19 protein-coding genes are annotated in these 20,299 nt (G+C 69.4%); 8 read left to right on the forward strand and 11 right to left on the reverse strand.

Annotated elements, in window-relative coordinates; all coding sequences use genetic code 11:
* Nucleotides 1–20: 20 nt before the first annotated feature.
* The 3 genes from ABZ532_RS13030 to ABZ532_RS13040 are packed head-to-tail and all read right to left on the reverse strand — an operon-like array spanning nt 21 to nt 2,222.
* Nucleotides 21–1,079 carry an ArsO family NAD(P)H-dependent flavin-containing monooxygenase gene (locus tag ABZ532_RS13030; protein WP_361281901.1) on the reverse strand — a complete coding sequence of 353 codons (1,059 nt, stop codon included), beginning with the start codon at nt 1,077–1,079 and terminating at the stop codon, nt 21–23.
* Complete coding sequence (locus tag ABZ532_RS13035; RefSeq protein WP_361281903.1) at nt 1,076–1,858, reverse strand: MIP/aquaporin family protein; 783 nt, start codon at nt 1,856–1,858, stop codon at nt 1,076–1,078. The genes ABZ532_RS13030 and ABZ532_RS13035 overlap by 4 nt, the downstream gene beginning before the upstream one ends.
* Nucleotides 1,859–1,907: 49 nt before the next feature.
* Complete coding sequence (locus ABZ532_RS13040; RefSeq protein WP_046776624.1) at nt 1,908–2,222, reverse strand: metalloregulator ArsR/SmtB family transcription factor; 315 nt, start codon at nt 2,220–2,222, stop codon at nt 1,908–1,910.
* Between the two features lie 76 nt (nt 2,223–2,298).
* Between ABZ532_RS13040 and ABZ532_RS13045 the strand changes: the two genes are divergently transcribed.
* The 6 genes from ABZ532_RS13045 to ABZ532_RS13070 all read left to right on the forward strand — a co-directional run bounded on the left by ABZ532_RS13045 (nt 2,299) and on the right by ABZ532_RS13070 (nt 6,569).
* Nucleotides 2,299–2,751: a three-helix bundle dimerization domain-containing protein gene (locus ABZ532_RS13045; protein ID WP_361281906.1), complete on the forward strand. Its 453-nt coding sequence runs from the start codon at nt 2,299–2,301 to the stop codon at nt 2,749–2,751.
* A 42-nt stretch (nt 2,752–2,793) separates the two neighbouring features.
* The gene (locus ABZ532_RS13050; RefSeq protein WP_361281908.1) at nt 2,794–3,213 is read left to right on the forward strand and encodes an arsenate reductase ArsC; all 420 of its coding nucleotides are present in this window, start codon (nt 2,794–2,796) and stop codon (nt 3,211–3,213) included.
* Nucleotides 3,214–3,217: 4 nt separating this feature from the next.
* A complete protein-coding gene (gene trxB / locus ABZ532_RS13055) occupies nt 3,218–4,183 on the forward strand; it encodes a thioredoxin-disulfide reductase (RefSeq protein ID WP_361281910.1) in 966 nt (321 codons plus the stop codon).
* A gap of 716 nt (nt 4,184–4,899) precedes the next feature.
* Nucleotides 4,900–5,292: a hypothetical protein gene (locus tag ABZ532_RS13060; protein WP_361281912.1), complete on the forward strand. Its 393-nt coding sequence runs from the start codon at nt 4,900–4,902 to the stop codon at nt 5,290–5,292.
* A 5-nt stretch (nt 5,293–5,297) separates the two neighbouring features.
* Nucleotides 5,298–5,966, forward strand: a complete 669-nt coding sequence (locus ABZ532_RS13065; protein ID WP_361281914.1) for a nucleotidyl transferase AbiEii/AbiGii toxin family protein — start codon at nt 5,298–5,300, stop codon at nt 5,964–5,966.
* A 420-nt stretch (nt 5,967–6,386) separates the two neighbouring features.
* Nucleotides 6,387–6,569, forward strand: a complete 183-nt coding sequence (locus tag ABZ532_RS13070; RefSeq protein ID WP_361281916.1) for a hypothetical protein — start codon at nt 6,387–6,389, stop codon at nt 6,567–6,569.
* Nucleotides 6,570–6,666: 97 nt separating this feature from the next.
* Here the strand turns inward: ABZ532_RS13070 and ABZ532_RS13075 are convergent, their stop codons facing one another.
* From ABZ532_RS13075 to ABZ532_RS13085, 3 genes are all read right to left on the reverse strand, one after another.
* A complete protein-coding gene (locus ABZ532_RS13075) occupies nt 6,667–8,079 on the reverse strand; it encodes a hypothetical protein (protein ID WP_361281918.1) in 1,413 nt (470 codons plus the stop codon).
* A 1,343-nt stretch (nt 8,080–9,422) separates the two neighbouring features.
* On the reverse strand, nt 9,423–10,751 hold the full coding sequence (locus ABZ532_RS13080) for a class I SAM-dependent RNA methyltransferase (protein ID WP_361281920.1): 1,329 nt from the start codon (nt 10,749–10,751) through the stop codon (nt 9,423–9,425).
* 72 nt (nt 10,752–10,823) lie between these two features.
* Nucleotides 10,824–12,872, reverse strand: a complete 2,049-nt coding sequence (locus tag ABZ532_RS13085) for an APC family permease (RefSeq protein ID WP_361281922.1) — start codon at nt 12,870–12,872, stop codon at nt 10,824–10,826.
* 317 nt (nt 12,873–13,189) lie between these two features.
* Here ABZ532_RS13085 and ABZ532_RS13090 point away from each other — a divergent pair, with 317 nt between their 5' ends.
* Complete coding sequence (locus ABZ532_RS13090; RefSeq protein WP_361281924.1) at nt 13,190–13,858, forward strand: TrkA family potassium uptake protein; 669 nt, start codon at nt 13,190–13,192, stop codon at nt 13,856–13,858.
* Entirely contained in the window at nt 13,858–14,535 is a 678-nt protein-coding gene (locus ABZ532_RS13095) for a TrkA family potassium uptake protein (protein ID WP_361281926.1), read from the forward strand. Before ABZ532_RS13090 ends, ABZ532_RS13095 begins: the two co-directional genes overlap by 1 nt.
* Nucleotides 14,536–14,741: 206 nt before the next feature.
* On the opposite strand, the gene ABZ532_RS13100 is transcribed toward ABZ532_RS13095, so the two are convergent.
* The 5 genes from ABZ532_RS13100 to ABZ532_RS13120 form a co-directional block, all read right to left on the reverse strand.
* Nucleotides 14,742–15,497: a DUF3159 domain-containing protein gene (locus tag ABZ532_RS13100; protein WP_361281928.1), complete on the reverse strand. Its 756-nt coding sequence runs from the start codon at nt 15,495–15,497 to the stop codon at nt 14,742–14,744.
* Between the two features lie 3 nt (nt 15,498–15,500).
* Nucleotides 15,501–15,908: an OB-fold nucleic acid binding domain-containing protein gene (locus ABZ532_RS13105; RefSeq protein ID WP_361281930.1), complete on the reverse strand. Its 408-nt coding sequence runs from the start codon at nt 15,906–15,908 to the stop codon at nt 15,501–15,503.
* Nucleotides 15,909–15,986: 78 nt separating this feature from the next.
* Nucleotides 15,987–16,673 carry a response regulator gene (locus tag ABZ532_RS13110; RefSeq protein ID WP_361281932.1) on the reverse strand — a complete coding sequence of 229 codons (687 nt, stop codon included), beginning with the start codon at nt 16,671–16,673 and terminating at the stop codon, nt 15,987–15,989.
* 69 nt (nt 16,674–16,742) lie between these two features.
* On the reverse strand, nt 16,743–19,295 hold the full coding sequence (locus tag ABZ532_RS13115) for a sensor histidine kinase KdpD (RefSeq protein WP_361281934.1): 2,553 nt from the start codon (nt 19,293–19,295) through the stop codon (nt 16,743–16,745).
* A 235-nt stretch (nt 19,296–19,530) separates the two neighbouring features.
* On the reverse strand, nt 19,531–20,298 hold the full coding sequence (locus ABZ532_RS13120) for a DUF3710 domain-containing protein (protein ID WP_361281936.1): 768 nt from the start codon (nt 20,296–20,298) through the stop codon (nt 19,531–19,533).
* Between the last annotated feature and the right edge of the window lies 1 nt (nt 20,299).

Here is a 20,299-nt window from a genome sequence, read left to right on the forward strand (position 1 = left end):
CGGCACTGCGTTCTACCTGCTCAGCCGGACAGCAGGGATGCGATCTCACGGGCGGCGTCCCGGGCGGGACGGCCGACGCCTATGAGGGTGGCGGAGGCGGGGCCGGTCCAGTCTCCGTAGCCGAGCAGGTGTATCCGCGGGTCGTCGACCGTCCGGGTGCCGACGGTCGCGATGTGGCCGCGGGTCCCCCGCAGGCGCAGTGAAGCGAAGTGGGCGAGGGCGGGGCGGAAGCCGGTGCACCAGACGACCGCGTCCGCTTCCGCGAGGGTGCCGTCGGCCCATTCAACCGCGGTGGAAGTGAGGCGGGTGAACATCGGCTTCGCGGGCAGCAGTCCGGCGTCGCGGGCGGAGCGTACGGGCGGCACAGCCACGATGTCGCCGAGGGATGCCACGCCACCGGTGTCGCCGTGTCCGGCATCCAGGGCCTGGCGGCGGGCGGTGGCCGCGTCGAAGAGGGCGCGGCCGTCGATGTCGTCGGCCAGGTAGCGGGGCGGACGCCGGGTGACCCACGTCAGTTCGGCCACAGAGGCGAGATCGGCGGCGATCTGGGCGCCGGAGTTGCCGCCGCCGACCACGATCACCCGCAGGCCTGCGAACTCGGCGGGACTCTTGTACTGCACCGTGTGGAGCTGGCGGCCGGAGAACTCCCGGCGACCGGGGACGGCGGGGATGAACGGGCGGGTCCAGGTGCCGGTCGCACCGATAACCGCGCGGGCCTGCCACTCGCCCGAGTCGCTCGCCACCCGCAGACAAGTGCCGTCTCGGTGTACGGCGTCGACCCACACGCCGCGTTGGACCGGCAGCTCGTACCGCTTCTCGTACTCGGCGAGGTACTCCACGACATGCCGCGCGTCCGGGTGCGTCTGCCCGGGCTGGGCGGGCATCAGCCGCCCGGGCAGCGAGGAGTACTGCGCCGGGGAGAACAGGTGCAGGGAGTCCCAGGTGTGCTGCCATGCCCCGCCGGGTGCCGTCTGGGCGTCGAGGATGACGTGCTCGATGCCCAGGCGGCGCAGGTGGTAGCCGGCGGCGAGCCCCGCCTGGCCACCGCCGATCACCACCACGTCGGTGCGCTGCGTCATGCGGCGGGCTGCTCCTGGCCGGTCTGGCCGCGCATGAAGATGACCGCCACCAGGGCCAGGCCCACGATCACTCCGACCAACTGCATGCCGATGAAGCCGGCCACCGAGCCGGGGGCGATGCCCGCGAACGTGTCGGTGAAGGCGCGGCCGATGGTGACGGCCGGGTTGGCGAAAGAGGTGGAGGAGGTGAACCAGTACGCGGCGCCGATGTACGAGGCGACGGCGACAGGCGCGAAGCGGAGGCGGTCGGTGCGGGCCAGTCCGAAGATCAGCAGGATGAGGCCGGCGGTCGCGACCACCTCGCCGAGGAGGAGGTTTCCGGCGGAGCGGTCGTGCGTGGACCACTTCACCAGCGGCTCGCCGAACATGGCGTCGGCCAGGATCGCGCCCCCGATGGCGCCGACGATCTGTGAGGGCACGTAGACGGCCAGCTCGCGGGCGGTGACGCCAGCGCCGCCGCGGCGTGCGGTCCACCACTCGGCCAGGGTCACGGCGGGGTTGAAGTGGGCTCCGGAGACCGGGCCGAGAAGGGCGATCAGGACGCCGAGGCCGAACACAGTGGCGGTCGAGTTCGCCAGCAGTTGCAGCGCCACGTCGTCAGTGAGCTTGGTGGCCTGGATGCCCGACCCGACGACGACCGCCACCAGGGCTGCGGTGCCGACCAGCTCGGCGGCGGCGCGGGCGATCAGCGGGGTGCGGGGCGGGGTCGCGCCGGGGGCAGGCCGCGGAGCGGTGTCGGCGGCTATGGCGTCGCTCGCGGCGGGCTCGGTGGCGGTCAAGACAGGTTCTCCTCGGGCAGGTGAGGCAGGGCGGACAAGCCGCGAAGGCTTATGGGCAGGACCGCTTGAGGTTCGCTTCGGCGGTGGCACGCGCGGTCTGGGCGAGGTCGGCGAACTGACCGGCGAGGGCTTCGATGACTTCCGGGCGCAGGCGGTAGTAGATGTACCTCCCGCAGGGCTCCGTCTCCACGACCCCGGCCTCACGGAGCACCTTCAGGTGGTTGGAGAGGTTCGTCTGCTTGGCACCCGTCTCCTCAACGAGGTGGGTGGTGCACAGCGTCTCCCTGGCGAGGAGGGTCACGATCTGGAGCCTGAGCGGGTCGGCCAGAACCCGGATCAGATCAGTGTCGACTGACGTCATCATGGACTGATACTGTCACATCAGTTGGGGCTGACACCAGTCCGAGCTGACCCTATTGGCTCCTTTGAACGGGAACGCCATGTCCACGCCTTCCTCGCCCCGCCTGCCGGACGAACGCCTGGCCGCCGGGGCTGCCCGCCTCGCATCCCGGTACGCCGGACACTTCGGCCCGGAGACCGTCCTCGGCCTCCTCGGCGACTCCTACGCCCGGCTCGCCGAGCGCGCCCGCATCCGTACGCACTTGATCGTGCTCGCGGAACGGCTGACGGAGCCGCACATTGCCCAGGCCCTGACCGAGGCGGGCGTGGACCTCGCCGACGCCTATCCCAAGCCGCTGACCGAGGAGGTCGTCCAAGCCGCCGACGTCGTCAACACGATGGGCTGCGGCGACGCCTCCCCCGTGGTGCCCGGCCGCCGCTACCTCGACTGGCCGGTCCCCGACCCCGACGGAGCGCCGATCGCCGTCGTCCGGGACATCCGCGATGCCATCGACGCCCGCATCGCCGAGCTGCTCACCGAGCTCGACGCCTGAAACCGCCCATCCCCGCAGTGGCCTGATCCCCAAGGAAGAACGATGTCCTCCAACCCTGCCGCGTCCGTCCTCTTCGTCTGCATCCACAACGCCGGCCGCTCCCAGATGGCGGCGGGGTTCCTGCGCCACCTCGCCGGGGACCGCGTCGAGGTCCGCTCCGCAGGTTCCGTGCCCGGTGACCGGATCAACCCCTCCGCGGTGGCCGCCATGGCCGAGCTGGGCATCGACATCTCCGACCAGAAACCGAAGGTGCTCACCCCCGAGGCGGCGCAGGCATCCGACTACATCATCACCATGGGCTGCGGCGACGCCTGCCCGTACTTCCCCGGCAAGACCTACCTCGACTGGCAGCTCGAGGACCCGGCCGGCCAGGGCGTCGAGGCCGTCCGCCCCATCCGCGACGAGATCAAGGGCCTCATCGAGGGCCTCATCGCCGAGATCGACGCCAAGAAGCAGGCCTGATCCCGTGACCGACGCGACCACCGCCGACGACGGCATACGCAACGTCATCATCATCGGCTCCGGCCCCGCCGGGTACACCGCCGCCCTCTACACGGCCCGAGCACAGTTGAAGCCCCTGCTGTTCGGCAGCTCCGTCTTCGTCGGCGGGTCGCTGACCACCACGACCGAGGTCGAGAACTTCCCCGGCTTCCCCGACGGGGTCGACGGCCCGGACCTCATGGCGAACATGCGGGCCCAGGCAGAGAAGTTCGGCGCCGAGATGATCGACGACGACATCGTCTCCGTCGACCTCACCGGCACCATCAAGGAAGTCACCGACTCCGAAGGCACCGTCCGCCGCACCAGAACGGTGATCGTGGCGACCGGGTCCGGCTACCGCAAGTTGGGGCTACCCAAGGAGGAAGAGCTGTCCGGGCGCGGCGTGTCCTGGTGCGCCACCTGCGACGGGTTCTTCTTCCGCGACCGGGACATCGTCGTGGTCGGCGGCGGCGACACCGCCATGGAGGAAGCCACCTTCCTCACCCGCTTCGCCCGCTCGGTCACCGTCGTCCACCGACGCACCACCTTGCGCGCCTCCCAGGTCATGCAGAACCGCGCCTTCTCGGACGACAAGATCTCCTTCCTCTTCGATAGCGAGATCACCGAGCTGGAAGACAAGGACGGCACGCTCTCCGGTCTCACGGTCCGAAACGTGATCACCGAAGAGACACAACACCTCGACGTGACCGGCCTCTTCATCGCCATCGGCCACGACCCGCGTACCGAGCTGTTCACCGGGCAGCTCGGCCTCGACGCCGAGGGCTACCTCAAGGTCCACTCCCCGTCTACGCGCACCAGCCTCCCTGGCGTCTTCGCCGCGGGCGACGTCGTCGACCACACCTACCGCCAGGCCATCACCGCCGCCGGCACCGGCTGCGCCGCCGCCCTCGACGCAGAGCGCTACCTCGCCGCCATCGCCGACGCACGGTAACCACCACACGAAGGGAGGCCGCACCGTGGCCCGCGCCCGCCACCTTGAAGCACAGAACGCGGCGTGGAGGCGCGCAGCGGGTCTTGTCGAGTACGTCGGCGCACTCCGACTCCACGCCGAGAGTCCGCCGGTCGGACCAGCCAAGGACGAAGTCGAGGCGTGGATCGCCTGGGCCGAGGGCCACTTACAACGCCTGAATCCACTCAACGGTTCACCGCTGATGCCGGAAATCGTCCGAGCGTCAAACGAGCGTCACGGGTCAGCAGGCGCCGGCTGGTGCCGTTCGCGCTACGGGCGGGTGTGGCCGCCGTGACACCGGCTAAGGCGAGCTGCAGACCCAGCCGCAGGAGCCGGGTGTGACGCAGGAGAGCGTCATCGAGGGCCAGGGTCGCGCGAGCGCCCGCCGCCCCCGAAGCCAGGAACAGCATGGGACCGAGTATTCCGTAGAGATTCACCCGGCCGCTCCCCTCTCCGACTCCACGCGGCACACGGGCGGCCGAATAGTAGCCGTACCACCGCACACGGTGGCACAGGCCCACCTGGAATGACTGCCTGAGAGGCTCTCCACAAGGTCGTGGCGCACGGGTGGCCGAGAGTCCGTAGCTCAGGGCGGAGCAGACTGCGGCACCCAGCTCGCCCCGAGGGGCCGCCGCTTGCTCCGGACGCCGCCCCCGCATCATGACCCGCACCCCCTCTCCGGCCGCCATAATGGGGGCATGCCCTCCAGCCCACGCCACCCCGCACCCGCGCCGGAGAACCTTCCGGGCGCGGACGCCGAGGACCTCGCGCTGTACCGGGAGAAGTTCCGGTGCCGCCTGCCGGAGTCGCTGGACGAGTTGCACGGCCCGACCCAGGGCGTCGTCGACCTGCCGCTGCACATGGCCTGGTCCGGGATGACCTCGTACGACCTGGGCAAGCCGCGCCAGCGTATGGGCCTGTACCGCACCGTCCTGCACGAGGGGCTGCGCGAGGACCTGCCCCGCTACCTCGACCGGGACCTGCTCCTCCATCTGTGGCCGGTGCTGCGTACCCTCGTCGGGCGCACTGTGCGCACGGTATGGGAAGACGCCTTCCCCCAGCTCGCCTCCCGCACCCGGGCAGCCGCGTGACGGACATGCCGGAGCTGCATACACGGCTCCTGGCGGATGTGATCGCCCTCGGCTCCCCTTACCCTCTGGTCCTCACCGGTGGCTATGCCGTCCGGGCGCACCGCCTCGTGAACCGCCCCAGCCAGGACCTCGATGTCGCCACCGAGAACCCGGCGCCCATGGCCGACATCGCGGCTACGCTGCGCGCCGGCCTGGAAGCCCGCGGCTGGAAGGTGCACGCGCTGGAGACCGCCCCGCTGTCCGCCCGCTTCACCGTGACCGATCCGGCCACCGGGCAGGACTGCGAGGTCGACATCCTCAAGGAGATCTTCTGGCGGCCGGTCACCCAGAGCCCTTACGGGCCCGTCCTCGCGGAGGAGGACGTAATCGGGACCAAGGTCCGCGCTCTCGCTGACCGCGGAGCGCCTCGTGACCTGATCGACGTGTTCGCAGCCTCACGCCGCTGGAGCACTGCCGATCTCGAGGAATTCGGCCGCCGCCACGCCCGCGGCCGCTTCGAGCGCGAAGACCTGCAGGCAAACCTCGCCGGAGCCGAGTGGACCGACGACGAAGCCTTCGCCGCCTACGGCCTGGACCAGGCCACCATCACCACGCTTCGTACCTGGGCCGTGGAGTGGGCCGACGACCTCGCGACCCGACTCCTCGAAGAGTCCGATGACCCGGATATCGACTGATCGCGTCCGGATGAGACTGCATGAAAGCGATCAGAGCAAGAGCCGAAGCGCCCTCCAGCGGCGTGCGACGCACCTGACCCGTCAGTCGATCTTCCCTGCGACGGCCCTGATCTCTGCTCTACCCACGGGTGTACCTCAGGATCGCTGCTACACCACCCGGGGGACGCCATTCTCGGGACGGCAGCTCCAGCCGGGGCCGACGTACGACACGAGCCCGCCGGACGGCCTCTCGAGCGCCGACCGGAAGGGCTTCATAGCCCGGCCTGTGTTGTCTGGATCTACGCCCCGAGAGGCCGGCGCCTGCAAGATCACCTCGGTTCGTTGTTCCGGATCTATGGCCGTAACTGTGCCCAATTCCCGGCTCTCGCCGTCCACCATGCCCGCCAGGACCCACTGGCCAGCAAGGTGCAGGACAGCTCAATGACGAACTCCCCCGGCCGCGGCCTCATTGATCTGGGGAACCCCGTCGTGCTGCTGGAGGAACTCATCGAGCTGGGCGTCATGACCCGGCACAGCGGAGAGGCGATCAATCTACCGGACGTCTACCGGCCGTCGTTCGACATCAGCCGTAAGGGCGGTGCGCCCCGCATGGCCGTCAACTGACGCGGGACAGCAGCCGCCAGACGGGCCCCTATACCCCGTCCGGCGACCGGCTACCGCAGGTCTGATCTCGACCAGTCGTCATGCAAGGACGGGGTATTCAACGTCCCGCCCTGCGCTGCGCGTTCCGCTCCGCCTGCGGCGGCTCCTGCCCGCGCAGCGTGGCGAGCACGAGGTTGCGTTGCCCTCGGAAGCTGCGGATGACCTGTTGGCGGACGAGTTCGGTGCCCGTGCCGGTGGTGCCGATCTGGCCCGTCTCTACCAGGCGCGTGAACAGTGTGTTGTCCAGGTAGGCCGGGACGTTCTTGTAGCCGAATCGGACAGCGCCGCCTCGCCCGTCCTTCAACCGGGCGTCGTCGCACAGCGATTCGAACTGACGACGGGAGAAGTACATCCCATGGATCATCTCCGTCGTGTGCGGCAGTACGGAACGCGGGTGGCAGAGCTTGATCCAGCTCGGGCTGGGGTTCAGTCGCTGCTCGTCGGTCAGCCCGGCGTGCCTCTCCGCGTACCGGTCCAGGCTCCTCATCCGTAACAGTTCCTTGGTGAGGTTCCGGTCGCTGTTCGGGTAGTAGAAGCCGCCTCGCACGGCGTCGAGCTTCTTGTACTGCACGAGGACGAGGCTGTGGCGCGTGACGTTGTAGAAGATGATGTCGCAGCCGAGGGCCTGCTCCGCCGGAGTGCGGTTGGCGTTCGCGACCAGCAGCGTGCGGCCGTGTTCGCGGAATTTCCGCCAGGCCACGTGGCTGGTCTCTTCGCTGAGCCACCCATGCATCGTACGGGTGTCGTGCATGACGAGATGGTCCTCAAGAGCCTGCTGATTGCTCAGCGTGTCGGGCCGTGCGGGAGGATCCTGCGGACGCTGCTCCGGTGGGTCGAACAGCTCGTCAGGATGGCGGGCTGCTCCCACCATGTCGAGGAACACCGGGGGAACCGTGTCGTCGTACAGCTCCTCGGCGGGCGGGTCCCACTCCGCCAGCTGTGGAGCCTGCATCCCGGCCATGCGTGCGACGGCCAGGGTCGCGTCGCGTTGCAGTGCCACTTCCTGCGCCGCCCGCGAGTCGCCGAAGTCCCAGGACTCGATAGCCCCCTCGATCAGCTGGACCGCTTCAGTCAGTTCCGGCCTGAGCCGCAGCAGCAGGGCGCGTATCGCCTCGCCGGTCCCCTTGCTCTGGTGGCCATCCTCGACCAGATGGCGCCGCTGGGCCGCGGTCAGCCCATCGAGCAGCTCGTCGAGCGGGAGGGGCCTGCGCAGTCGACGCACATGGGTGACGCGCAGTTGCTGGTCCTGGTCCCTGGCCCCACGTCGGCGGACGGACTTCCCCACGCGGGTGACCTCAAAGCGGCCGTAGGCGTCCTTGGACGCGATCAGGAGCAGGTGACGGCCCTTGGCCCACAGGTCACGCCCGCGCGTGAATGACCACTCCCAGTCGTGCCGTCGGGATTGATGCAGTTTTTCGAGGAACTCCAGGTACTCGTCCTCATTCTCACGGCACTTGATGATCGCCACCATGGCCGCATTCTTGCCGGTTCCTCCGACTGGCGGGCCTCTTCTCGCCATTCACATGGGCTGTTGGAGGAATCCTCCGCCAGGTAGGCCACCTCTCCGTCATTGCGCAGTGCCTGGACCGTCTGTCCGTCCAGGTGTGGAGCCTGGACGTTGGATTCCATCGGGCACGGGAGCCACAGGTCGTGCGGCCCCTCCGACAGCCGACGGACGGCTGCCTGGAGCGTGACCAGGAATGTACGCCCGCGCTCGTCCCAGGAGCGGGCGATCAGACCCGCGTCGAGGAGCAAAAGCACCGTGCGCGGTTCGGCGGAGCGGGCGAGCCGTTGCCACACGACACGGACGAACGTGGCAAGGCCCAGCTCACACCGCATGGAACCGGGCCGCTCTTTCGCTGCGCTCGCCCTGCCTCGCCGGCACCGAATCCCCGCCTCCGTGACTACCCCTGCGGAAGACCGCGGAGTGAGGGACCTACCGCTCCTCGTGCCCTGCGGTAGGCATCACTCCTCGGCGGCTGCGAGCAGGCTGGTAACTGCCATGACAAGCACACGACGGCCACGGAGGGTGTGGGGCGGTATGAGCGAGCCATGCGATATTCCGATAGAGACGGAGCGGCTGCAAGGGCACGCTGAACGCGCCTTCGTCGAGGTGCAGCGGGCGGACACGAAAGCAACAGCCTTGTGTGGAATAGCCGGTGGCTTGCTGGCTGCAGGGATCGCCGTACTGTCGAGTGCACGTGGCATGCCCCTGATCGAGGTGTTTCCCCCTGGTCTTGGTGTGCCTGTTGCTGATGGCCGCCATAGGGGCTGCGCTGCTCGCGCTGCGGCCCGTGCTCCCAAGGGCGGGGCTTCATGCCGAATTGATGGGCGAGCGGTCGTACACCACCGAGTCGGTGTGAGTGCGGCCGCGCGTGGGGAGCTTGAACGGAATGTCGAGGCCCGTCGGCTACAGGTGCTCTCCTGGCTGGCGGACAGGAAGCTACGAGCTGCCCGTCTGGCCGTCGATTTCACCCTCGCGGCTCTCTTGATGGCCGAACATCCAGCAACCGCACAAGCGCCTTCGCCCTGTCGAGAAGCAGGTGAAGGCGTTGCACCACACAGCGGAGCGTTCGCAGAGAATGCGCCGTCAACGACTCCCCGACAAGGCCAGTCCCGGCATCACAATGCACTGATTTCAGCCGGCCTCACCGACGGAGTCGAGCGTCAAGAGTCCCGACGACCGAGCATCACGCAGCCGCTCCCATCGGTCACTCCAGCACAAATCCGCAGGTGGGGCGGACCCGATGGGCTCAACCTGTTGGATATCGCGAAACAGGTCGAGACACGCCGGCACTACTGCAAAACCGCAGGTCAGCGGCCCTTTTCGGCGGGCTCAAGAATCGCCACGCACTCCACGTGGTGCGTCATCGGGAACAGGTCGAACGCCCTCAGCGTCCGCGGCCTGTACCCGTACTCGCCGAAGTACGCCAAGTCCCGTGCCAGCGCTGCCGGGTCGCAGGCCACATAGGCGATGCGGCGGGCGCCGAGGTCCGAGGCGTACTCGACGACGGAGCGGCCGGCGCCCGCGCGGGGCGGGTCGAGGACGACGAGGTCGGCTTCGGTGATGCCGGTGCGCGGGAGGACGGACTCGACCTTGCCCTGTTCGATGCGGACCCGCGGGAGGTCCTGGAGGTTGTGGCGGGCGTCCTCCACCGCGCGCTTGCCGGATTCGATGCCGAGCACCGCGCCCTTCTCGCCGACGCGTTGGGCGATGGCGCCGGCGAACAGGCCCACGCCGCAGTAGAGGTCGAGGGCGGTGTCGCCCTTGCGGGGCAGCAGGCCCTGCATCACGGCCTCGACGAGGGTCTGGGCGGCCTTCGGGTGGACCTGCCAGAAGCCGCCCATGCCGACGCGGTAGGTGCGGTCGTCGGCGCGTTCGCGTACGAAGGGGCGGCCGTGGACGCGGTGGACGCTGCCGTCCTTCTCGTGGACGCGCAGGACCGAGACCGGCTTGTCCAGCTCCACGATCGGCAGCCGGGCGCCGGGACGCGGGGTGAGGATCACCTGGCGGTCCTGTGAGCCGGTGGCGGCGATGGCCTCGATCGAGGCCATGCCCTCCCAGGTGCGCTGTTCGATGCCGAGCTCGGTCACACCGGGCCCGGCGATCATGCAGTGGTCGACCGGCTCGACCTCGTGGGAGCGGTGGCGGCGCAGGCCGGCGCGGCCGGAGGGGTCGACGGCGTACTGGACGCGGGTGCGCCAGGCGGGCACCTCGCCGGCGGGGAGCTTGTCGCCCTCCGCGGGCATCACGGTGCCGTCCCAGCCCGCCTCCTCCGGGGTGAGGCCGGCGAGACGCTTCAGCTGTTCGGCGATGACCTCGCCCTTGAGGCGGCGCTGCGCGCCGGGCTTGGCGTGCTGCCAGTCGCAGCCGCCGCACTTGCCCGGGCCCGCGTACGGGCAGGGCGCCTCGACGCGGTCCTTGGACGGCTCCAGTACGCGGACGGCGTCGGCACGGAGATAGCGGGAGCCTTCATCGCCTTCGGTGACGCGGGCCACGACCTTCTCACCCGGCAGGGCGTGCCGGACGAACAGCACCCGGCCCTCGTCGGTGCGGGCGATGCAGTGACCGCCGTGTGCGACGGGGCCGATCTCGACCTCGTACTCCTCCCCGACGAGCGAAGACTCAGGTGCGTTCTGCATGGCGGGGAGGACTCCAAGGGGCAGGGGGTGCGACTACGACAGCCCACCAGTCTACGTGGGTGCGCGAGGGCCTCAGGCCTTGGTGCTGGACTCCTTGGGGCGCTCGTTCACGGGACCACGGCGCACCGCGCCCGGAGCGTTCCAGTCCTGACGCTTCTTGGCACGCGCCTTCGCCGCTTCGGACGACTGGAGCTGGTAGGGCACCGAGGTGACCATGACGCCCGGAGTGAACAGCAGCCTGCCCTTGAGCCGCAGCGCGCTCTGGTTGTGGAGCAGGTGCTCCCACCAGTGGCCGACGACGTACTCGGGGATGATCACGCTGACCGCGTCCCGCGGGCTCTCTCGGCGCAGACTCTTCACGTACTCGATGATCGGCCGGGTGATCTCGCGGTAGGGCGAGTCGAGGATCTTGAGCGGCACGTTGATGCCGCGCCGGTCCCACTCGGCCTTGAGGGCCTTCGTCTCGGCCGGGTCCACGTTGATGCTGACCGCCTCGAGCCGGTCGGAGCGCATCAGCTTGGCGTAGGCGACGGCTCGCAGCGTCGGGCGGTGGACCTTGGAGACGAGCACGATGGAGTGGACCCGGGAGGGGCGCACGGTGTCGTCGGTCGGCTCGTCCGGGGCGGCGATCTCGTCGGCGACGCGGTCGTAGTGCTTGCGGATCGCCGTCATCGTTCCGTAGAAGATCACCATGCCGAGCAGGGCCACCCACGCCCCGTGGGTGAACTTGGTGCCCAGCACGACCACCAGCACCAGACCGGTGAAGAAGGCTCCGAAGGCGTTGATCGCGCGGGAGCGGACCATGTGGCGGCGCTTGGCGGGGTCCCGCTCGGTCGCCAGATGGCGGTTCCAGTGCCGGACCATGCCGGTCTGACTGAGGGTGAAGGAGACGAACACACCGACGATGTAGAGCTGGATCAGCTTGGTGGAGTCGGCTCCGTAGACCCAGACGAGCAGGATCGCGGCGCCCGCCAGCAGCACGATGCCGTTGGAGAAGGCGAGCCGGTCGCCGCGGGTGTGCAGCTGGCGCGGCAGGTAGCGGTCCTGGGCCAGGATCGAGCCGAGCAGCGGGAAGCCGTTGTACGCGGTGTTCGCGGCCAGGAACAGCACCAGGGCGGTGGCGGCGGCGAGCACGACGAAGAAGAAGGTGCCGTCGCCGAAGACCGCGGCCGCCACCTGGGAGATCACAGGGTTCTGGACGTAGCCCGAGCCGACCGGGGTGCCGTTCTGGATCAGGTCGTGGGCCGGGTTCTCGGCCATCCTGACGTCGGTGGCGATGGCGAGGCCGATGATGCCGCAGAACATCGTGACGGCGAGGGCTCCCATGAACAGCAGCGTCGTGGCGGCGTTCCTGCTCTTGGGCTTGCGGAAGGCGGGCACGCCGTTGCTGATGGCCTCGACGCCGGTGAGCGCCGCACAGCCCGAGGAGAACGCACGAAGCAGCAGGAAGACCAGGGCGAAGCCGGCGAGCCCCTGCGCCTCGGGTTTGATCTCGAGGTCGGCGGTGGGGGCGCGCATGGTGTCGTCGAGGACAAGCCCCCGGTAAGCGCCCCACACGATCATGATGAAGACACCGGCGACGAAGATGTAGGTCGGGATGGCGAAGAGCTTGCCCGACTCCTTCACGCCGCGCAGGTTCATCAGTGTCAGCAGCACGATGATGCCGATGGCGCAGGACACCTTGTGCTCGACCACGAACGGGATCGCGGAGCCGAGGTTCTCCACGCCGGAGGCGATCGACACGGCGACGGTGAGCACGTAGTCGACGAGGAGCGCACTGGCGACCGTGAGACCCGCCTTGGGGCCGAGGTTGGTGTTCGCCACCTCGTAGTCGCCGCCGCCGCTGGGGTACGCGTGGACGTTCTGGCGGTACGAGGCGACCACCGTGAACATCAGCACCACGACGGCCACGGCGATCCACGGGCTGAAGTGGTAGGCCGACACACCCGCGATCGAGAGGACCAGCAGGACTTCTCCCGGGGCGTACGCCACCGAGGACAGCGGGTCGGAGGCGAAGACGGGGAGTGCGATGCGCTTCGGCAGGAGCGTTTCTCCCAGCCTGTCGCTACGCAGGGCCCGGCCGATCAGGATCCGTTTGAGCGGGTCGGTCAGTTTGGACACGCAGAGGATCGTAAGGGCTCCGTGCGGGCGAAGCCCACTCGCGGCCCCTCTGGGCCGTGTATTGGCATCCTGTCGCCACGTTGTGGTGATACGCGGGTACGGAGGGCTATGGGGATCCATGTGATCCATGCGCAGTGGTACGTCAGTGCGTTCGGATCGGTACCGCGGATGAGGGCAAGCTGGTGGCCGCGTCATAAGCTCGTCAAGGGCAGCGCCGGGCGCTTGTTCCCCCTCCACTGCCCAGCAGAGCCGAGAGAGAAGAGTGACCAGGGTGTTTGCGCAGGTCAGCCGGATGACCAGGACTGCGGGGTAGATAGGTGCACATTGTCATCATGGGCTGCGGCCGGGTGGGAGCGGCGCTCGCGCAGACCCTGGAGCAGCAGGGGCACACGGTCGCCGTGGTCGACCAGGACCCCACGGCCTTCCGCCGACTGGGTTCCGGTTTCGGCGGGCGACGGGTGACCGGTGTCGGCTTCGACCAGGACACCCTGCGCGAGGCGGGAATCGAGGAGGCCGGCGCCTTCGCCGCCGTGAGCAGCGGCGACAACTCGAACATCATCGCCGCGCGCGTCGCCCGGGAGATGTTCGGCATCGAGAACGTGGCCGCGCGGATCTACGACCCCCGGCGTGCCGAGGTCTACCAGCGTCTCGGGATCCCGACCGTGGCCACCGTGCGCTGGACCGCCGACCAGATGCTGCGGCGGCTGCTTCCGTCCGGTGCGGAGCCGCTGTGGCGGGACCCGAGCGGCGGTGTGCAGCTCGCCGAGGTGCACACGTCGGGGGCCTGGATCGGACACAAGATCAGCAAGCTGCAGGAGGAGACGGGTGTGCGTGTCGCGTTCCTCACGCGGCTGGGCGAGGCGGTGCTTCCGACGTCGCAGACGGTGCTGCAGGAAGGCGATCTGGTCCATGTGATGATGCGCACGGACGAGATCGAGAAGGTCGAGGCGGCGTTCGCCCAGGGTCCTGAGGAGGGCGGTCACTGATGCGGGTCGCGATTGCCGGGGCCGGCGCGGTGGGGCGTTCCATCGCGGGCGAGCTGCTGGAGAACGGGCACGAGGTGCTCCTGATCGACAAGGCACCCACCGCGATCTCGGTGGAGCGGGTGCCGCAGGCGGAGTGGCTGCTGGCCGACGCCTGTGAGATCACGTCGCTCGACGAGGCCGCGCTGCAGCGCTGCAACGTCGTGATCGCGGCGACCGGTGACGACAAGGTCAATCTGGTGGTGTCGCTGCTGGCGAAGACCGAGTACGGCGTGCCGCGCGTGGTCGCCCGGGTGAACAACCCCAAGAACGAGTGGCTCTTCAACGAGTCCTGGGGCGTGGATGTCGCGGTGTCCACGCCGCGTCTGATGTCGGCGCTGGTCGAGGAGGCGGTGAGCGTCGGCGACCTGGTCCGGCTGCTGCGCTTCAGCCACGGCGACGCCAACCTGGTGGAGCTGACGCTGCCGCCGGAATCGGCGCTCGCGGGCACGCAGGTCGGGGATGTGGCCTGGCCGGAGGACACCTCACTGGTGACCATCATCCGCGGTCCCCGGGTCCTCACCCCGCACGGCGAGGAGACGCTGGAGCCGGGTGACGAGCTGCTGTTCGTCGCGGCCCAGGCCCGGGAGGAGCAGCTGGAGGACCTGCTGTCGGTGCGCCGGGACTCCGCGGAGAGCTGACGCGAGTCGTAAGCCCTGACGTGAGTCCCGTCGCGTCGTCGGTACGGCCCGGGGAACATGGTTCCCCGGGCCGTACCGCGTGTGACGGGCCGGTTGGCTCGCGCTTCGCGGCAGCGCCGGCATACGAACGGCCCGGGACCTTCTGGTCCCGGGCCGTTCGTTCACGCGGACACCACGTGAATTCGTTCATGCGAAAGAGGGCTGGGCTACGCCTCGTGGTCGCCCCGCGGGGCTGCGTTGCGCTCGCCCTCGGCTCGCTCCTCCTCGGCGCGCTCCTGCTCCTCCATCTCCGCGAAGACGTCGATGGGCGGCGGTGCCTTCGCCAGGAAGACCCAGGTCAGATAGACCGCCAGCAGGAACGGCGGGATCTTCAGGGCCACCAGCACCCAGCCGAACTGGGTGGTGTCCGCCCACCAGTAGAGCGGGAAGAGGATGGCGCACTTGGCCAGCAGGATGAGGCCCCACGCCCAGCTGGCCTTCGCGTAGGCCTTCTTGCGGCCCGGGTTGCGGGTGCGCCAGGAGAGGTTCTCCTTGAAGACCGGGCCGAGGATGAGACCGATCAGCGGCACGCCCGCGAGGGTGGTGATGATGTACGCGAGCCCGAGGCCCAGCGTGTACATCATGCCCGGCAGGTAGAAGTCCTTCGCGTTGCCGGTCATCATCGCGAAGACCACACCGAAGGCCACCCCGAAGACACCGCTGAACGCGTGCTTCACGGTGTCCCGGCGGATCAGCCGTACCGCGACGAGCAGCAGCGAGACCGCGAGTGCGGCGATCGCCGAGATGTGCAGGTCCTTGTTGATCGTGAAGATCGTGACGAAGAGCAGCCCGGGCAGGACCGTCTCCACCATGCCCCGGATCCCACCGAAGGCCTCGAACAGGGCCGCTTCCGTGACGGCCCTGTTGTGCTCGGGGCCACGGTCTTCCTGATCCTGCGCGGTCGGCTTGTCGAGGGAGGTCACCGGCTACTCCTGTCCGAGCGGTCGCAGCTCGTATTTGGGGTTGAACAGCACACGCCGGCCGTGGCTCATGGCGATCCGGCCCGAGGCGATCATCCTGCGGCCCGGTTCTATGCCCACGATCGAGCGCCGGCCCAGCCACACCACGTCCAGGGCGGCGGAGCCGTCGAACAGCTCCGCCTCCAGGGCCGGGACTCCGGCCCTCGGGCGCAGGGTGACCGTGCGCAAGGTACCAGTCACCTTCACGATCTGGCGGTCCCCGCAGTCGCAGATACGCGTGCAACCCGATGCCTGCGAGTCCTCCTGGAGCTCCTCGGACTCGAGGTCCTGCTGGGAGCTGGACAGACGGTCGAGCATCCGGCGGAAGCGGCCGGCCGGTTTCTCGCCATTCTCGGATCGAGATGCAGCACTCATACCGAAAGCGTACCGGGGCGCTCCCCCGGCCCGGGCACGAACCGATCATGGCCGTTTCGGGCGGGTGCCCGCCGCGGGTCAGCGTTCGAAGCGGTATCCCATTCCGGGCTCCGTGAGGAAGTGCCTGGGGTGCGAGGGGTCCGCCTCCAGCTTGCGCCGGAGCTGGGCCATGTAGACCCGCAGATAGTTGGTCTCCGTGCCGTACGAGGGCCCCCACACCTCCTGGAGCAGCTGTTTCTGGCTGACCAGCCGTCCGGTGTTGCGCACCAGGACCTCCAGCAGGTGCCATTCGGTCGGGGTGAGGCGTATGTCCTTGCCCCCGCGGTTGACCTTCTTCGCGGCGAGGTCGACGGTGAAGCCCTCCGCCTCGATGACGACGACCGCGTCGTCACCGCCGCCGACCGGCTCGGCCCTGCGCACCGCGGCGCGCAGCCGTGCCAGCAGCTCGTCCATCCCGAACGGCTTGGTGACGTAGTCGTCGGCGCCCGCGTCCAGTGCCTCGACCTTCTCGTCGGAGGTGTGGCGCGCGGAGAGCACCAGGATCGGGACGCGCGTCCAGCCCCGCAGGCCCTTGATCACCTCGACGCCGTCCATGTCCGGCAGTCCGAGGTCGAGGACGACGGCGTCGGGGGGGCGGGCGGCGGCGAGCTGGAGCGCCGTCGCACCGTCGGCGGCCGCGTCGACGTCGTACTTACGCGCCTTCAGGTTGATCACGAGGGCGCGTACGATCTGCGGCTCGTCGTCGACCACGAGCACTCGGGTCATGAGTGCCTGCCTTTCGTCTCTCGTCTTCTCGTCCGTGCGGAGGATGGCGCGGGAGCGGTGGGGCCCCGGTCAGGTGGTGACCTGGGCGGGCAGCTCGGAGCCGGCGGGGGCGCTGCCGGGCGCCCCCTGGAGGGTCAGCACCATCGTCAGGCCGCCACCGGGTGTGTCCTCCGCCGTCAGCGTGCCGCCCATGGACTCCACGAAGCCCCGGGCCACGGCGAGCCCGAGTCCGACGCCCGCACCGCGCGGGGCGTCACCGTAGCGTTGAAAGGGCTCGAATATCCGGTCCTTCGCCTCGTCGGGCACGCCCCGGCCACGATCCACGACCCGCACCTCGACACGGTCGCCGAGCGCGCTCGCGGACACCAGGACGGGGCTCGCGTCGGGGCTGTACTTGACGGCGTTCTCGACGATGTTGGCCACGGCTCGCTCCAGCAGTCCTTTGTCGACGCGCACCATCGGAAGGGTCTCCGGGATGTCGAGGCCGACGGCGGAGTCGGGGACCCCGACGAGCGCCATGGGCACCACCTCGTCGAGGTCGATGGTGCGGATGAGGGGCGTGACCGTGCCGGTCTGGAGCCTGGACATGTCCAGCAGATTGCCGACCAGGTGGTCGAGCCGGTCGGCCCCGGTCTCGATGCCTTCGAGGAGCTCGGCGCGGTCCTCGTCGGACCATTCGACGTCGTCGGATCGCAGCGAGCTGACGGCCGCCTTGATACCGGCCAGCGGGGTGCGCAGATCATGGCTGACGGCGGCCAGCAGCGATGTGCGGATCTTGTTGCCCTCGGCGAGCTTGCGGGCCTCCTCGGCCTCGTCCACGAGTCGCTGGCGGTCCAGGACCACGGCCGCCTGAGCCGCGAAGGCACCGAGGACACGACGGTCGGCGGCGGGCAGCACCCGCCCGGACAGGGCCAGCGCCATATGGTCGCCGACCGGCATGTCCACATCCGCGTCATCGGGGCGGGCGGCGGGTGAGGGGCCGACGCTGCCCGCGCACTCCCAGGGCTCCACGTCGCCGGTGCGCTCCAGAAGCGCCACCGACTCCATACCGAAGGTCTCCCGCACCCGTTCCAGGAGCGCGTCCAGGGTGGTCTCGCCGCGCAGCACGCTGCCCGCGAGGAACGACAGGATCTCGGACTCGGCGCGCAGCCGGGCGGCCTGGTGAGTGCGGCGGGCCGCGAGGTCCACGACCGAGGCCACCGAGATGGCGACCGCCACGAAGATCACTATCGCGACGATGTTGCGGGGGTCGGCGATCGTGAACAGGTGCAGCGGCCGGGTGAAGTAGTAGTTCAGCAGCAGTGAGCCCAGGGCGGCCGAGGCCAGCGCGGGCAGCAGCCCGCCGATCAGCGCCGCCGCCACGGTCAGCGCCAGGAACAGCAGCATGTCGTTGGCGAGTCCGAGCTCCGTCCCGCCCTGCTGGATCCTCGTGAGGACCAGGGCCAGCAGCACGGGGCCCAGGACGCCGGCGAACCATCCCGCGATGATCCGGGAGCGGCCCAGCCGGGCACCGCGTGCGACGGGCAGACCGCGGCCCTTGGCGGCCTCCTCGTGCGTCACGATGTGTACGTCGAGGTCGGGCCCGGACTCCCGGGCGACGGTCGCGCCGACTCCGGGCCCGAACACGTACTGCCAGGTCTTGCGGCGCGAGGAGCCGAGCACGATCTGGGTGGCGTTGACCCCGCGTGCGAAGTCGAGCAGCGCGGCTGGGACGTCGTCACCGATGACGTGGTGGAAGGTGCCGCCAAGGTCCTCCACAAGGGTGCGCTGGACCGCCAGCTCCTTCGGAGACGCCGAGGTCAGCCCGTCACTGCGCGCGACATAGACGGCGAGGATCTCGCTTCCGGAGCCCTTGGCCGCCATTCGGGCTGCCCTGCGGATCAGGGTGCGGCCCTCGGGGCCGCCGGTGAGTCCGACGACGATCCGCTCGCGGGCCTGCCAGGTGGTGCGGATGTTGTGCTCGCCGCGGTACTGCTGGAGATATTCGTCGACCCGGTCGGCGACCCAGAGCAGCGCGAGCTCGCGCAGCGCGGTGAGGTTGCCCAGGCGGAAGTAGTTGGACAGCGAGGCGTCGATCCTGTCCGGCTGGTAGATGTTGCCGTGCGCCATCCTGCGGCGCAGCGCCTGGGGCGACATGTCGACCAGTTCGATCTGGTCGGCGCGGCGGACGACCTCGTCGGGCACGGTCTCCCGCTGTCGCACCCCGGTGATCGACTCGACGACGTCCCCGAGCGACTCCAGATGCTGGATGTTGACGGTCGAGATGACGTCGATACCCGCGGCCAGCAGTTCCTCGACGTCCTGCCAGCGCTTGCCGTTCCGCGCGCCCGGCACGTTGGTGTGGGCCAGCTCGTCCACCAGGGCGACGGCGGGCCGGCGCCGGAGCACCGCGTCCACGTCCATCTCCGTGAACACGGTGTCCCGGTAGGCCATCTCGCGGCGCGGGGTCTGCTCGAGACCGTGCAGCATGACCTCCGTGCGGGGCCGGTCGTGATGCTCCACGAAGCCGACCACGGAGTCGGTGCCGCGTTCCACCCTGCGGTGTGCCTCGGAGAGCATCGCGTAGGTCTTGCCCACGCCCGGAGCCGCACCGAGGTAGATGCGTAGCTTGCCGCGTGCCATGGCCTCATTGTCCTTCGATGGCCACCCCCGGTGGGCGGCTGTGTCCACAGCGGACACTCATTGAAGCTACATCCATCAAATCCGCCAAAACGGACATCATTCCGTGGTGATGGACGTATTGACGCGATTCTGACGCGAGCACGGCGACCGAGCAGCAGCGCCCCAGGGCGCCGAAACGCCGATGGGGGCCGTACACCACTCGCGGTGTACGGCCCCCATCACGGAAAGCCGGTTGTCAGCGCACCTCGGTGATCTCAGGTCCGCGCTGGAGCTGCCCCATCCCTCCGGAGAAGCGGGATCCTTCCTGCTCCTCCGTCTGGATGCCCTCCGGCACCATCTGAGCGTCGTTCGGGAGCTTGAGGACGATGGGATCGCGCGGAGCCATCGGGCCCTCGCCGCGCACCACGACCGTGTCCCTGAAGATCTGCTCCAGCAGTCCGGCCGCCTCGGGCTGGACCGCGCCCTGCCCGGAGATCACTCCACGCAGGAACCACCGCGGCCCGTCGACGCCGACGAAGCGGACGAGCTGGACGCCCCCGGTGCCGTCCGGAAGCTGGACGGGCACCTGCGCCCGGAGCTCCCAGCCCAGCGGACCCTCGACCTCGTCGATGACGCCGCCCTGCTGGGTGATGCCGGAGGCGATCTCCTCGCGGACCTCGCCCCAGATGCCTTCCTTCTTGGGCGCGGCGAACGCCTGAAGCTGGACCGCGCTGTCCTGCAGCACGACCGTCGCCGCGACGATCGCGTCGCCCGCGACCTCCACCCGCAGCTCCATGCCCTCGACTCCGGGCACGCAGAGACCGCCGAGGTCCACCCGGCCGTCGCCGGGCTGGGAGACCTCGGAGACGTCCCAGGGCCCGTCGGGCCGGGGCGCCGGCGGAAGGTTCACCCGGCGCGGCGCGTCTTCCTCCGCCGCGTCGTCCGTGTCGAGCTCCTCGACGACCTGCTCGGCCTCGCCCGCCACATCGTCGGCGGAACCGCTCTTCTTGCGACGTCCGAACACG

The organism is Streptomyces sp. NPDC019396 (assembly GCF_040632375.1).
In the GTDB taxonomy this organism is placed as follows: domain Bacteria; phylum Actinomycetota; class Actinomycetes; order Streptomycetales; family Streptomycetaceae; genus Streptomyces.

What these genes read in the sequence shown, in the direction of transcription:
- ABZ532_RS13075 (WP_361281918.1), bottom strand. Translation starts at nt 8,079, where the DNA reads ATGGTGGCGATCATCAAGTGCCGTGAGAATGAGGACGAGTACCTGGAG.
- ABZ532_RS13065 (WP_361281914.1), top strand. Translation starts at nt 5,298, where the DNA reads ATGCCGGAGCTGCATACACGGCTCCTGGCGGATGTGATCGCCCTCGGC.
- ABZ532_RS13080 (WP_361281920.1), bottom strand. Translation starts at nt 10,751, where the DNA reads ATGCAGAACGCACCTGAGTCTTCGCTCGTCGGGGAGGAGTACGAGGTC.
- ABZ532_RS13050 (WP_361281908.1), top strand. Translation starts at nt 2,794, where the DNA reads ATGTCCTCCAACCCTGCCGCGTCCGTCCTCTTCGTCTGCATCCACAAC.
- ABZ532_RS13045 (WP_361281906.1), top strand. Translation starts at nt 2,299, where the DNA reads ATGTCCACGCCTTCCTCGCCCCGCCTGCCGGACGAACGCCTGGCCGCC.
- ABZ532_RS13105 (WP_361281930.1), bottom strand. Translation starts at nt 15,908, where the DNA reads ATGAGTGCTGCATCTCGATCCGAGAATGGCGAGAAACCGGCCGGCCGC.
- ABZ532_RS13030 (WP_361281901.1), bottom strand. Translation starts at nt 1,079, where the DNA reads ATGACGCAGCGCACCGACGTGGTGGTGATCGGCGGTGGCCAGGCGGGG.
- ABZ532_RS13040 (WP_046776624.1), bottom strand. Translation starts at nt 2,222, where the DNA reads ATGATGACGTCAGTCGACACTGATCTGATCCGGGTTCTGGCCGACCCG.
- ABZ532_RS13115 (WP_361281934.1), bottom strand. Translation starts at nt 19,295, where the DNA reads ATGGCACGCGGCAAGCTACGCATCTACCTCGGTGCGGCTCCGGGCGTG.
- ABZ532_RS13070 (WP_361281916.1), top strand. Translation starts at nt 6,387, where the DNA reads ATGACGAACTCCCCCGGCCGCGGCCTCATTGATCTGGGGAACCCCGTC.
- ABZ532_RS13095 (WP_361281926.1), top strand. Translation starts at nt 13,858, where the DNA reads ATGCGGGTCGCGATTGCCGGGGCCGGCGCGGTGGGGCGTTCCATCGCG.
- ABZ532_RS13060 (WP_361281912.1), top strand. Translation starts at nt 4,900, where the DNA reads ATGCCCTCCAGCCCACGCCACCCCGCACCCGCGCCGGAGAACCTTCCG.
- ABZ532_RS13110 (WP_361281932.1), bottom strand. Translation starts at nt 16,673, where the DNA reads ATGACCCGAGTGCTCGTGGTCGACGACGAGCCGCAGATCGTACGCGCC.